General features: G+C 50.1%; 14 protein-coding genes. 13 read left to right on the forward strand and 1 reads right to left on the reverse strand.

The annotated features are described in order from the left end of the window. From ACFVSO_RS23770 to ACFVSO_RS23810, 9 genes are all read left to right on the forward strand, one after another. Nucleotides 1–311 (forward strand): hypothetical protein (locus ACFVSO_RS23770; protein WP_387478448.1); only part of this gene is annotated, 311 nt, incomplete at its 5' end. After that, nucleotides 311–1,108, forward strand: coding sequence for a distal tail protein Dit (locus ACFVSO_RS23775; protein WP_387478451.1), 798 nt, complete (start codon nt 311–313; stop codon nt 1,106–1,108). The genes ACFVSO_RS23770 and ACFVSO_RS23775, both read left to right, overlap by 1 nt. Before the next feature lie 12 nt (nt 1,109–1,120). Then, a complete protein-coding gene (locus tag ACFVSO_RS23780; protein ID WP_387478453.1) occupies nt 1,121–2,383 on the forward strand; it encodes a hypothetical protein in 1,263 nt (420 codons plus the stop codon). Between the two features lie 121 nt (nt 2,384–2,504). Continuing rightward, the gene (locus tag ACFVSO_RS23785) at nt 2,505–4,253 is read left to right on the forward strand and encodes a phage tail spike protein (RefSeq protein WP_387478456.1); all 1,749 of its coding nucleotides are present in this window, start codon (nt 2,505–2,507) and stop codon (nt 4,251–4,253) included. Between the two features lie 57 nt (nt 4,254–4,310). Beyond that, entirely contained in the window at nt 4,311–4,817 is a 507-nt protein-coding gene (locus ACFVSO_RS23790) for a hypothetical protein (RefSeq protein WP_387478459.1), read from the forward strand. An 84-nt stretch (nt 4,818–4,901) separates the two neighbouring features. After that, nucleotides 4,902–5,129: a hypothetical protein gene (locus ACFVSO_RS23795; protein ID WP_387478462.1), complete on the forward strand. Its 228-nt coding sequence runs from the start codon at nt 4,902–4,904 to the stop codon at nt 5,127–5,129. Next, on the forward strand, nt 5,126–5,539 hold the full coding sequence (locus ACFVSO_RS23800) for a phage holin family protein (RefSeq protein ID WP_387478465.1): 414 nt from the start codon (nt 5,126–5,128) through the stop codon (nt 5,537–5,539). The genes ACFVSO_RS23795 and ACFVSO_RS23800 overlap by 4 nt, the downstream gene beginning before the upstream one ends. Further along, the gene (locus tag ACFVSO_RS23805) at nt 5,539–6,285 is read left to right on the forward strand and encodes an N-acetylmuramoyl-L-alanine amidase (RefSeq protein ID WP_387478468.1); all 747 of its coding nucleotides are present in this window, start codon (nt 5,539–5,541) and stop codon (nt 6,283–6,285) included. Before ACFVSO_RS23800 ends, ACFVSO_RS23805 begins: the two co-directional genes overlap by 1 nt. Nucleotides 6,286–6,298: 13 nt before the next feature. Next, entirely contained in the window at nt 6,299–6,442 is a 144-nt protein-coding gene (locus tag ACFVSO_RS23810) for a BC1881 family protein (RefSeq protein WP_387478470.1), read from the forward strand. A gap of 313 nt (nt 6,443–6,755) precedes the next feature. Here ACFVSO_RS23810 and ACFVSO_RS23815 read toward each other — a convergent pair whose 3' ends face one another. Continuing rightward, complete coding sequence (locus ACFVSO_RS23815) at nt 6,756–7,559, reverse strand: DUF4097 family beta strand repeat-containing protein (RefSeq protein WP_387478472.1); 804 nt, start codon at nt 7,557–7,559, stop codon at nt 6,756–6,758. A 378-nt stretch (nt 7,560–7,937) separates the two neighbouring features. On the opposite strand from ACFVSO_RS23815, the gene asnB reads away from it, so the two are divergent. From asnB to ACFVSO_RS23835, 4 genes are read left to right on the forward strand one after another with little or no spacing between them, the layout of a single operon-like run. Beyond that, a complete protein-coding gene (gene asnB, locus ACFVSO_RS23820) occupies nt 7,938–9,785 on the forward strand; it encodes an asparagine synthase (glutamine-hydrolyzing) (RefSeq protein WP_387478474.1) in 1,848 nt (615 codons plus the stop codon). An 18-nt stretch (nt 9,786–9,803) separates the two neighbouring features. Then, complete coding sequence (locus tag ACFVSO_RS23825; protein ID WP_387478477.1) at nt 9,804–11,030, forward strand: carboxylate--amine ligase; 1,227 nt, start codon at nt 9,804–9,806, stop codon at nt 11,028–11,030. Next, nucleotides 11,030–12,031, forward strand: coding sequence for a lipid II:glycine glycyltransferase FemX (locus ACFVSO_RS23830; RefSeq protein WP_387478480.1), 1,002 nt, complete (start codon nt 11,030–11,032; stop codon nt 12,029–12,031). Before ACFVSO_RS23825 ends, ACFVSO_RS23830 begins: the two co-directional genes overlap by 1 nt. A gap of 44 nt (nt 12,032–12,075) precedes the next feature. Continuing rightward, nucleotides 12,076–13,161: a C39 family peptidase gene (locus ACFVSO_RS23835; protein WP_387478483.1), complete on the forward strand. Its 1,086-nt coding sequence runs from the start codon at nt 12,076–12,078 to the stop codon at nt 13,159–13,161. Nucleotides 13,162–13,169: the final 8 nt, after the last annotated feature.

Consider the following 13,169-nt stretch of genomic DNA (forward strand, 5'->3'; position numbering starts at 1 on the left):
TCGACGGGGCTCCGTTATTCCATACGGGCGGTATCGTTGGACAACGCAGCTTCTCCGCAGGCGACATGCTTATGCCGGACGAGATTACGGCGATTTTACGTCAAGGCGAAGTCGTGCTTACTCCGCAGCAAATTGCGGGTATTGTCGGAGGTCGCGGCGGCGGGACAACGGTTAATATCGAAAAACTCGTCGGCGTGGAAATGAACGATACAACGCTAGAAGACGAAATCGATGTACGTGCGATCGGACGGACTGGCGTCGATATGGCTACGGAAATGGCACGGAATCAATTTATGGGAGGTGGCGGATAGTGTCTATCGATACAACTTACGGCTTTACGTATAAAGGACGGCATTGCTCGGAGTTAGGCGTCCGCCTCCTCCGGTATACCGTTAATAGTCCGAACTTGCGAGAGTACGAGGATGAGCCAGCCGGAACGCCCGGCGTGATAGACTACGGGACCGAACTCGGTAAGCGCGAAATCGAGATAACGGTCGATATCGTCCCTGACTCTCGTATGTTTAAACGGAGGCAATCCGAGATATTATCGTGGCTTAAGCCGACAACAGCGGCGGGTATGCTCGTTTTTGACGATGTGCCTGACCGCTTTTTTACCGCCAAATTATCGGGCAACTTGACGCCGGAGCAGATTGGTAAATACGGCGAGCTACGTTTTGCGATGAAGTGTACGGACCCGTATTCCCGGTCGGCTACGTTGTCCGATAACGTTATACTAGATTCTACTATCGTACTAGACACGGAAATCCGTTTAGATGATACGTGGAGTTACCGTATTGACGGGACGCAAACCGTTGAGGTAAACAATTGGGGATACGAAGACGTTACGCCTACGATTACCATTACAGGGAGCTGCGCAAACCTCTCCATTTCCGCAGGCGACAAAACGTTCGTGTACAGCGGTACGTTAAACAACGAAACCTTAATCGTTGACGGCGAACGAATGACCGTCAAAAAGGGCGGGTCGAGTACGCTTCAATATTCGGACGTTGAGTTTATAACGCTAGAACCCGGCATTAATTACGTGACTATACAAGGGACGACGCTTAATTGCGATGTCTCTTTTTCATTTCGCGCAAAATATTTATAAGGAGGTACGTCCTTGGCTGATTTACAACCTATTGATGGCTCGATGACTCTCGAAGAGGCGTGGCCCAAACTTCGCGATAATGATACCGCTGTAAACGTTGAAATAGTGGAGCATAAAGCATCCGAGCGGGCGCATTCCGCCGAACATATCACGTACGAAGGAGATATTGCGGCAGAAACCGTCAGTCATGCGCTAGACGCCATAAACCAACGTGTGGAGAATATCGTAGCGGAGGCTGGCGACAGTAATACGGAAATAGTAGACGCGAGACAACCAGAAGGCGGAGCCGCATATTCAACGCTAAAAGGTCGATTAGATGCGGCCGATGGTGTCGTAACTGAGGGTGGACTAGATCGCGTTGGAGCTACGTCAAAGTTTGTATCGACGATGCTTTCATGGATCGGGATCGTTAATACGAAATTTTCCGATAACGCGACGCGGTTTTACGTCTTAGCAAAAAGCAAAGTTACGACAGGTGTCGGCGGATGTATAAAGCTATTTGCGGATGCCTATCATTTGGGCCAAGCCTATCGTGACCTCGGAATCTACTTTCACGCGGATCAAGAGGGCGATAAAGGGTATCACGGCAACGGTGTGTTTTGGGTTAATGGTAAAGTTCTCGAAGGTAGCGAATATGACAATAAAAATCCTGATATCGGATTCTCTTTCCAAGACGGGAGAATTATTGGTGGCCGCTGGGTCGCCTTGTTTAATTCTATTGCACGTGCCGTACTTATGATCGGACCGGGATTACCGAAACATGCGCCGTCAAATCCGGAGATCGGACTGGAATCGTCGAAGTCAATCGCGTTACAACATGGTCAAATGCTTTACATGTATTCAGATGATGGAGTATACGCGAACAGCGTCCGAACTCAGGGAAGAAAATACTTATGGTCGATCGCACCGAATGGCGGAGAGGAAAAGTATATAGGAGGCGTTAAGAAGTATGAACTCGATGACGCTAAATTTGAAGTCACAAACGCGTTTGTGACAGCTAGTAGGCGTAATATCCAAAGTAATACGTCAACAATCGACGCAACCGCCGTCAATCGAGTTGTCATGAATCAGCCGGACGCTAATACAATTACGTCCATTACGGGTATTGACGGCCAGGTAGTTACGATACTTAACGTTGCTGGTAACGCCAGCCCGCAGAAAACGACGATTGCCAATAACGCAACTATCGTATTGAAGGGCGGGGCAAATTTACCGTTGGCGTACAATCAGACGTTAAAACTCGAAAAGATCGGCGCATCGTGGTACGAGGTATAGGCCAACAAAACGGTGTGTCCTCGCGACATGCCGTTTTTATTTTGCGCGAAAGGAGGTATGCGACATTACGACGAAGTTTAGAAGCCGATTACAGCTACGGGCGATAGTCGGCGAAAACGCCGTGCATTATCTTCCGGCCGCAGCCGAAGTAACCGTAAAGGAGTCGCTGAATGGTCCGTTTTACGTGACGTTCACATATCCGAAATTGTCGGACGATAACGAACGTTATGCCGCGATAATCGAACGTAATGAGGTCCGGTTTCCCAGCGATCTACCTGACGTCGGGCTCGCCGGGCAGATATTCGTTATTAAACGAGTGGACGAGGAACGGCGCGGCCTCCGGATTTATAAACGTGTCGAGGCGCATCACGTCGCGTTTGAACTTAACCGTTACTATCTCGATTATTACGTAGACTTTACGGCTAACGTGCCGCCTACCTATCAGCTCGGACTTATCGGAAATAATACGCCCTTCGCCTTCGCGGTGGAGGGTTCTTTTAATTCAGCGGATGTATTCGAGTTCGGGGAGAAGCGGAAACACGAACTCCTTAACGACGTCCGGACGTTGTATAACGGCGACTTATCGTATGACAACACGGCCATTACGTTAGCCACTCGCAAAGGGGCGAACAACGGCGTCGTAATCCGCTATCGTAAAAACCTTACGGGGATCGTACGTAAGAGTCACGACATGGAACGTATTACGCGGCTGTACGGTTACGGGAAGAACGGGCTTACAATCGAAGGTTTGCCGGGCCACTCCGTTAAGTATATCGATAGTCAATATATTGACGTCAACCATATATTCGAAGGGTCTATCGACTTCCCGGAAATCGAGGATCAAAGCCGTTTGTTGGCGGAGATGCAACGATATATCACAACGGTTGAGCTACCGAAGGTGTCATACGAAATCGATTTCGTGGAACTCGAAAAAGTTGACCCCGAATTTAAGTCCGAAGCAACCCGCGAGGTAGGCGACACGATAACGGTCATTGACGAGTCGATGGGATACCGGTTTGACGCGAGGATAACGGAGTACGAACGATATCCGTTTGAACCGAAACGCGGCCGTGTAGTATTGGCCAACTTCCGCGAGATGAAAACGTCAGACTACATCTTCCAAGCAACGGTCGGCTCACGGAAGGCAATGGTGTATACGTCTGAAAACGCCGTACTGAAGGGCATCAAATACGACGACTCTATAACGTTAGTCGACGGTATGGGTATGCGGGTAGCTGACGCGCAGGACCGGACAATGGTGCGGCTTGGACAGACGGCACCGGGCGAGTACGGGTTAGCGTTGTTTAATAAGTCTGGCGTACGGACAATATGGCAGGATTCGGCGACAGGTAACGCGTACTTTTCGGGGACGTTGCAAGCGGCGGTTGTTAACGGCTCGGTAATCAACGGTAGTACGATTAATGCCGGTACAATCAACGGTACCACGGTTACAGGATCATTAATTCAGACAATCGCTTCCGGTAATTATCCACGTGCGGAGATGTCGAATACATCAAGTATGTTCAAGGTAGAAGCTTCAAACGCCGCTCGAATAGAGATGCGATCGTACGGAAGTACCTCGCCCTCGCCGAGTTTAGAGTTCAGTAATGGCGGCAGTCTTGTATCGATGACGCCCACAAATGACCCGGCTACGGGACTTTACATCAATGGACCAGCACTTCATGCTGAATTGAACCGTATTACGTTACGCGGATACAATGGCGTCTACTTTTTGAATTGGGCTAGCATTCGTAGTGAGGGACTTGGGGGAGGGGTATCTCAATCTCTACAACAAGCGCTTGATGCAAAGGCAACGTGGTCTTATGTTCAAATCTTAGAAACGCGAGTCTCCGCTCTCGAATCTGCATAGTTAACGTCATTATACTTCCGTGGTATAATGTTCCAAAACAAACGGAGGTATAAACCTATGAAAAAATTACTGATATTTATTGCGGGGGCTATCGTAGGCGCGGTAATAATGACGGCCGGTTCCGCAATGGCTGGCGGATTCAAAGCGCTGGTTAACGAAAAAGTAGGCAGCGTATGGGAATTATACGTTGATAATAAGTCCGTCGGGGATGTACCGATCATCAAGGGCAGCAGTTACGGTCCGATTCGTCAAATAGCGGAGATTGCTGGTATGGACGTAGACTTCGAGCCCGGCAAAGTGTATTTATCGACTAAGGAGGAGTCTGTTATCGAGAAGGACGCAGAGTTCTTAAACCTTCAAATAGCACACACGAAAAGACTGCGAGATGCCCTCGTAAATGTTCGTAACGAGGACAAGGCACGTCTTCAGGAAATGCCCACTGAAGAGGCAAGAAAAAGTTTAGAAGAGGCGATCGCTATTAAAGAAGAAGGTATCGCCGCATACGAAGCGGAAATCACCGCACTCGAAGCCGAACTCGCTGCGTTAGAGTCCGCTAAGAAATAACCCGAATAAACAACGTAAGCCCTAGCCGTAAATGGCCGGGGCTTTTTTGCGTTCAAATTTAATCACACGGAGGTATCACGTTACATGGCGAAAGTCACGCACAAACTCGAATTTCTCGTTAACGCAGCCGAACCGGTTCCGGAAATAAACAACGTCATCCTAGCGTTCCTACAGCTTCATCCCGGTAAGGAGTCGCGGATTCTAACGGAGTTGCAAACGGAAATCGGCAAGGCTCTTGTTCACTATAATGCAGACGGTGATCCGGCTGTGACGGCAATTAAACATTATTCCACGGAGGCGGATGCGCAATGAATCTCGTAACTATTAACGGTATAACAGGGTCGGTAGCAAGCGCGGCCGGAGCGGTCATTGCGTATGCGTTCGGACATTGGACGGAGGCTCTTTCGTTTCTACTTGTCGCGTTCGCTATCGATATCGTAACGGGCGTTTACGCAAGCAGAGCGGAGGGGCGCGGCTTATCGTCATCGGTCGCAAGTATTGGCGCGGGCAAAAAAGGGCTGGCGCTACTCGTTATCATCCTGGCGCACCGAATCGATATCCTACTCGAACTCGAAGCCATTGTAATGACGGCGGCCGTCTACTTCTACATCGCGAATGAACTCGTCAGCATTACGGAGAATCTCGGCCGGTCCGGGATGAAGCTGCCGGGTAAATTGCGTGACGTAATCGACGTACTGAAAACGAAGGGGAACGATAAATAATGACGTATATAGTCGATCATATTCCGAAGTCTACTCCGTGTAATCGGCGTCCGGGAATCGTAATGGTTCCGACATATATTACGATCCACAATACTGGAAATCCGACGTCGACAGCACGCAATGAGCGTAATTGGCTGACGAACCCAGGGAACACCGCGACAGCTTCCTATCACATCGCAATAGATGAGCGCGAGACAATCGAATGCCTACCGCTCAACGAGGTCGGTTGGCATGCGGGAGACGGCGGTAGCGGCCCGGGGAATCGTTCGTCTATCGGAATTGAGATTTGCGAATCCGGTGATTACGCGAAGACACTCGATCGGGCAGCGGAGCTAGTGGCGAGTCTGTTACGGGAACGCGGTTGGGGAATCGATAAGCTGCGGCGTCACTACGATTGGAGCCGTAAGAATTGTCCGCGTCTTATGAACAAGGACGGAAAGTGGACGGGGTGGACCGAATTTAAAACGATGGTTTCCGCCAAACTTGCGCCAAAACCAACAGAACCGGTTAAACCGACCAAACCAACGGAGCCGTCGTTGCCTTCCGTTCCGATTACAACGAAGACATCCACGTTATCGCCCGTAAACGTCATCGTCAATGGTACGAAGCTAAACGACGGTCATATTACGAATAGTACAACGTACGTTCCCGCCCGGGAAATTGCGGCGGCGATCGGCGGTATGTGCGGCGTGGACGTTAAGGTGACGTGGGAGGCCGCGACGAGGACCGTAAGTATTGATAAATGACGGAGGTGGGCGTGTGACACTAGCGGAGTATAGTACGAAGGAATTAACGGAAGAATTAGCGAAACGTGAGGGCGTGCGAACAACGGTAGTCGAACCGTACGAGGACGTGAAAATCAGCGTAAACGGTCCGGCTATTGTTGTTGTTAACGTCGATTAGCGAACTAAAGTAAGTACGTTGGGCGTAGTTGATTGCGGAAATAATCCGTTGTCATCTGCGCCCTTTTTTCGTTTGAAATCGGCCTGTAACTCCGTTAAAATAGGTGTACGTGGAGTTATCGCAAAAACCGTGCGCCCTCGCTGAGTGTCCGAACATAGATACGATGCGGCTTACGGCCCTTATACGTCCGGTTAACGTTTCCTAAACGTGGTGTCGGATGTTCGATTCATCTCGGGGCCGCCAGTGTTGCCGTATACTACAAGAATAAAGTTAAGGGGTTGGCCATAATTCGGCCAACCCCTTTTGATAGGTTTTATGCTTCTACTGTAACGGAGCCGACAGATACGGATGCTTCCAACCGAGGTCCTTTCGAGCCGATTGTGCCCGTTATTTCTCGTTTGGTATTCGCGGTGTATTCAATCGTCTCCAAATTGCTGGTAACGTTGCCGACCTCGCTCTTCAGGCTTACGTTAGCTGCAGCGGGAGATTCATTCAATTGAACACGAATGGATCCTACCTCCGTCTTGGCAGTAAGGTCGTTATTCAGGCTAACACCATCGATTTGAATATCGCCGGTAGCTGTTTCGAGATGCATCGCCCCTACAATGCTGCTCAATCGGATTGAGCCTACATCGTTTTTAACTTTAAGCGAATTCACATGCAGCTGCGAACCCTCAATCGCACCGAAGTTATTGTTGATAGTAACCTTGTCATACTGTTTCTCAGGCAGCGAGATAATCAACCGGCGCTCTCCGCGATTATCACCGATGATTTTGCTGTTCTTTTCCTTTGTTTCAATTTCGAGCACGTCATTTTTGATCGCGACATTAAAGGTAATATCCTTCTCCACCTTGCTGTCAGCCATCAATTCAACTTCAGCTTGCTCGGATTTGCTGCGCACGATATCAATTAACATGGCTTCTGTAGCGACTTTTATGTTCTCAAATTCATTAGCTTCAAATGTATGTTTGCCCTTGGAGACGACTTCCCCTGAGCCAGATCCTTCACCAATAACGACTTTATCCGTAAGCTTGTTAACAGTGCCGCTGCAAGCGGTCAGAGCAATGGCCAGCATGGTAGCCGTAACTAGCAGACTTATTTTTTGATAACTTTTCATAATAGATCCCCATTTCCACTCTAATTGTTTATAACCACTACGAGGGCTTGCTCGCCCCCAACGTATCCATAATTTAACTCATGCTATTTATTATAGAGAAAAGCATCCTCCAGCAAAACAGACCTCCGTCGGTGAATGGTACTAGACTTAAGGCTTGGTTATGAAGAAAAAGTAGAAATTATTTGACGCGGTTAAAGCTCGTTTAGAAATGAGGGGATTCTAACCGCCATAAGTCGACAACCACCCTCCCAGAAGGTATCATGGAAGAGGACTAAATGCCTTATGAAAAGGCATAGTTTTCCTTTGCTGTCGGTATAGTAGGGGAATAGGTTCGCCTATGGTAAAATGGTATGGATATGAACATAGAGGTGAAATAATATGTGCGGTTTTGTCGGATATATAAAAGGAAAAAATACAATTGATCATTCATCTGTAATGGAACATATGCTTGAAACAATTATCCATCGCGGGCCGGACAGCGGCGGCGTGCATGAGGATGAAGGCGTCGTGCTCGGCTTCCGCAGACTGAGCATTATTGACCTGTCTACGGCTGCGAACCAGCCTCTGTATAGCGAAGACGGCAATATTGTGCTCGTCTTCAATGGAGAGATCTACAACTTCCAGGAACTTCGCGAGGAATTGAAGGCGCAAGGCTACAACTTCCGTACATCCTCGGATAGCGAAGTGCTTATATATAGCTATCTCGCTTACGGTACAGAGATGATGCAGCGTCTGCGCGGCATGTTCGCATTCTGTATATGGGATAAGCGCAACGATACGACGTTTATTGCACGCGACGGGTTCGGTATCAAGCCGCTTTACTATACGCGTCATACCGTGGATAATACCTTTATCTTCGGTTCGGAGATTAAGTCGTTCCTGCCGCATCCTTCCTTCGTGAAGGAACTGAACAAGGACGCGCTTCGGCCGTACCTGACATTCCAATATTCATCGATGGACGAGACGTTCTTCAAGGGCGTGTACAAGCTGCCGCCAGCTCACTATATGATCATCAAGAACGACGAGATCAAGATCGAGAAGTATTGGGACAAGGCGTTCCACGAGGAAGAGAATACGCTGGAGCATTACGTAGAGGAAATCCACGAGACGATGAAGGAATCGGTAGCGACGCATAAAATTAGCGACGTGAAAGTCGGCTCCTTCCTGTCTGGCGGTATCGACTCCAGCTATATTACATCGCTGCTTCGTCCGAACAAGTCGTTCTCCGTCGGCTTCGCCGACTATGAAGCGATGTTCAATGAGACGAATCTGGCCAAGGACTTGTCCGAACAACTGAATGTACAGAATGAGCGTAAGATGGTGACGGCGGAGGAATGCTTTAACGCGCTGCCGACGATCCAATATCATATGGATGAGCCTCACTCGAACCTGTCGTCTCTTCCGCTCTACTTCTTGGCGGAGCTGGCGCGCAAGGACGTTACGGTCGTGCTGTCGGGTGAGGGCGCTGATGAGATATTCGGCGGTTACCCATGGTATCAGAATTCGCCGAAGATGGAGAAGTACGAGAAGCTGCCGTACGGCATCCGCCGTGCAGCTCACCATCTCGGGAGGAAGCTCCCGAAAAACCGGATTACTGAATTCATGGTCAAGGGTGGCCAGAAGGTGGAGGAGCGATTCATCGGCGAAGCGGTTATCTTCAGCGAAGAGGATGCGCTGGGCGTCTTGACGCCGGAGTTCCGCAAAGGACCTTCTGTATCCAGCATTACCGGCAAGGTGTACAACCGGGTGAAGGGCGCGGACGACGTGACGAAGATGCAGTATCTCGATCTTCATCTGTGGCTGCCGGGCGATATTTTGCTTAAGGCGGACAAAATGAGCATGGCCCACTCCATCGAGCTGCGGGTGCCATTCCTGGACAAACGGGTGATGGAGCTCGGCAAGAAGCTGCCGTCACGCTACCGGGTCAATGCAATCGATACGAAGTATGCGCTTCGTCAGGCAGCGCTCAAGGATCTGCCGGAGGAATGGGCGAATCGTCCGAAGCTGGGTTTCCCGGTGCCGGTCCGTCACTGGCTGCGCGAGGAGCGGTACTACAACCTGGTGAAGGAAACCTTCTCTTCGGAATATGCCAAGGCATTCTTTAATACCGAAGTATTGATCGGCTATCTGGATGACCATTATCATGGCCGCAAGAACCGTGCTCGTTATGTGTGGACGACATATGTATTTTTGGTATGGTATAAGCGATTTTTCATTGATATGTAGGAAATGGGGGTTGATCTCGTGGCAAAGCAGGATTTCATCCCGGTAATTTTGGGCACAGATATTAACGCGTACGGGATGGCGCGTTCCTTCCATATGGAATACGGCGTTACGAGTCGCTGCATCGGCAAGGGTCGTCTATTCATGACGAACTTCTCCGATATTACGACGATTAAGGTCGTCGAGAACTTGGATGAGCCGGACGTATTCGCGGATGCGATGATCGACTTTGCAAGCGAGCTGAAGCAAGAGGCGGAGAAGCTTGTGCTGATCGCCAGCAGCGACAGCTACGCAGAGCTGGTCATCCGCAATCAGGACAAGCTGGCCGCCCATTACGAGCTGCCGTTCGTCGCGGAGAAGTGGATTGATGAGTTGCTCTACAAGGACCGTTTTTACGCGATGTGTGAACAGTACGGTCTCGACTTCCCGGCTACGTACCTAGTAACGAAAGACAACAAGGATAAGGTGGAGCTGCCGTTCGGCTTCCCGGTTGCCTTGAAGCCAGCAGACAGCATCGCTTACCTGGAAGCATCCTTCGAAGGAAAGAAGAAGGCTTATATTATTAAAGACCAAGCTGAGCTGGAACGCACGCTGAAGTCGATCTACAGTTCGTCGTATACGGGAACGATGATTGTACAGGACTTTATTCCGGGCGATGATTCTCATATGCGCGTATTGAACGCCTATTCGGATCAGAATGGCAAAGTTCGCCTCATGTGTCTCGGCAGACCGCTGCTGGAGGATTGCACGCCATCACTGGTAGGCAACTACGTGGCCATTGTCAACGAATACAACGAGGACATCTACAAGCAGTACCAGCAGTTCCTGGAAGCCATCGGTTATACGGGGCTAGCCAACTTTGACATGAAGTATGATGCGCGAGACGGCAAGTACAAAATCTTCGAGATTAACCTTCGCCAAGGCCGGAGCAGCTTCTTCACAACAGGAAGCGGGTACAATCTGGCCAAGTTTATCGTAGACAGCCTGGTCTATGGCAAGGATGAGCCGGCTGTGTATGCGCAGACTGAGCATCTGTGGCTTGGCGTGCCGAAGGAAGTAGCGCTGACGTATACGGAGGACAAGGAAGCAGTCGCCTATATGAAACGGCTGATCAAGGAGAAGAAGTACTGCATGACGCTTCAGTACGATGCCGATAAAGCCATTAAGCGCTGGTGGCATGTGCGCAAGTATTACAAAAGCTACGAGGACAGATACAAACAATTTTACGAGCAGAAAGGAAATTTGTAATGCCAATCGTAGACATCACGAATGAAGCGGATTTGTCACGTTATGAGCACTTCGTGCGCACATCTCCATTCGCGACAACCACACAGGATACAGGCTGGTCCGAGGTCAAAAACAACTGGATTCCGCTATACGTCTACCTGGAGGAAGCGGGAGAGATTATCGCTGCGATGTCAGTGCTGATGGTGAATGCGGTAGGCGAGCAGAAGTTAGCTTATTGCTGCAAAGGGCCTGTATGTGACCCGAGAGACACGGCGCTCGTAGACCGTCTGATTCAGGAAGCCGAGGCAGCCGCACGCGATCATCAAGCCTTTGTGCTGCGAATCGATCCAGAGACTGCTTATGATGAAGAACTGCATAAGCAATATGCGGAGCTCGGCTATGTGCTGCGCAACCGGAATGTATCCTCCAAGGATACGACTCAGCCGCGCTACAACATGGTGCTGGATCTATTGGGCAAGACGGAGCAGGAGCTGCTGGAGAGCTTCCATTCCAAAACACGCTACAATATCCGTCTGTCGGAACGCAAGGGTGTGACGACCCGTTATAGCGCCGAGACTTCCGATCTGGAGCTGTTCCATCAGCTGTATGTGGTCATGAGCAACCGTCATGGCATCTCGTATCGTCCGTATAACTATTTTGCTAGAATGCTTGAGGCGTACAAGGATTACACCCGCGTCTATCTGGCTGAGCATGAAGGGGATACGATTGCCGCTGCCGTTGCGATCAGTTATGGCGACAAGACCTGGTATATTTATGGTGCCAGCGCGAATGAAAAACGCAATCTGATGGCTCCTCATTTGCTGCAATGGGAAATGATCAAGTGGGCGGTGGAGCAAGGCAAGCAGCGTTATGACTTTGGCGGTGTATTCAAGCTCGATCAATCAGACGGGCTGTACCGGTTCAAGGAAGGCTTCTGCTACCCGGATCGTTACTCCGAGTATATGGGCGAGATTGATCGTGTGCTGGATGAGGAAGCTTACCGGACGTTTATTAGCAAGTAGAGCTTATCCAAACAATATAGACAGAAGCATGGAGGTACAGACGATTGAAGAGGCTTTTATTGATTGCTATGACGGCAGGATTGGTGGCGCTGGTCGTTCTGATTGGGAAGAGCGGGTTCCAATGGGGGAGCGATGGAGCCAGCAAACCAGGCACAAATGACGGCAAGCAAGCGGAGAGCACTCCGGCAGTTGTCGAGAAGGTGAAGCAGGGGGTCATCACGATCTTGCATACCGACAGCACAACGACCCTGCCGATCAAAGGCACGGAATTTACGATTGTGAACGGCACGACGGATGCTGTCATCGAGAAGGTGACGACAGATGCAGATGGAAGAGCCGTATCTTCCAAGCTGAATTACGGGACTAATTATTTGATCAAGCAAAGTAATATTATGGAGCCGTTCGAGCTGGACAACCAGGCGGTGGGCGGCGCTGTTAATCAGGAGAATCGGGAAGTCACCTTCTCCAGCACGATACCGGCTTATGTAAAAGGCTATGAGTGGACGGAGAATGGAGAGCTGGATGTATCCGAGATCTACATCGACGTTCCACTGGTGATGCAGAAGCCTGAGCTGCCGAACGGCTGCGAGATTACATCGCTGACCAGCGTGCTGAACGGCATGGGCTACGATCTGACGAAAGAAGTGATGGCGGACGAGTATTTGCCAAAAGAACCTTTCTATCGCAAGGACGGCAAGCTGTTCGGAGCCAATCCGTACAAGGCTTATGCCGGCAATCCGCGTGATCAGATCGCATGGTTCTCGTATGCGCCGCCGATCATCGATGCGGCCAACAAAGTATTCGATGAATTCGGAGGCGATCATACGCCTGTCGATATTAGCGGCAGTACGCGGGAAGAGATCTACGCCGAGCTCGATCGCGGTAATCCGGTTGTCATCTGGGTGACGCTTGATCTGTCGCCGCCGAAGATTACGTCGTCCTGGTTTTTCAGCGACACAGGCGAGCTGTTCAAGGCGCCGGTCAATCTGCATTGCGTTGTATTGAACGGCTACGGACCGGGCAATCGGGTTCATGTTATGAATCCGCTGGAAGGCCAAGTAACGTACGACGCGGACGAGTTTTTTGCTTCCTATGATGCACTAGGCACTCATGCTTTGGTTATTCATTAATACCGGCT

The sequence above is a fragment of the Paenibacillus sp. NPDC057967 genome (assembly GCF_042887015.1).
Classification (GTDB): Bacteria; Bacillota; Bacilli; order Paenibacillales; family Paenibacillaceae; genus Pristimantibacillus.

Bases quoted from the DNA above. Each gene is read 5' to 3' on its own strand.
- ACFVSO_RS23800 (WP_387478465.1), top strand. From the start codon at position 5,126: ATGAATCTCGTAACTATTAACGGTATAACAGGGTCGGTAGCAAGCGCG.
- ACFVSO_RS23790 (WP_387478459.1), top strand. From the start codon at position 4,311: ATGAAAAAATTACTGATATTTATTGCGGGGGCTATCGTAGGCGCGGTA.
- ACFVSO_RS23805 (WP_387478468.1), top strand. From the start codon at position 5,539: ATGACGTATATAGTCGATCATATTCCGAAGTCTACTCCGTGTAATCGG.
- asnB (WP_387478474.1), top strand. From the start codon at position 7,938: ATGTGCGGTTTTGTCGGATATATAAAAGGAAAAAATACAATTGATCAT.
- ACFVSO_RS23830 (WP_387478480.1), top strand. From the start codon at position 11,030: ATGCCAATCGTAGACATCACGAATGAAGCGGATTTGTCACGTTATGAG.
- ACFVSO_RS23795 (WP_387478462.1), top strand. From the start codon at position 4,902: ATGGCGAAAGTCACGCACAAACTCGAATTTCTCGTTAACGCAGCCGAA.
- ACFVSO_RS23815 (WP_387478472.1), bottom strand. From the start codon at position 7,559: ATGAAAAGTTATCAAAAAATAAGTCTGCTAGTTACGGCTACCATGCTG.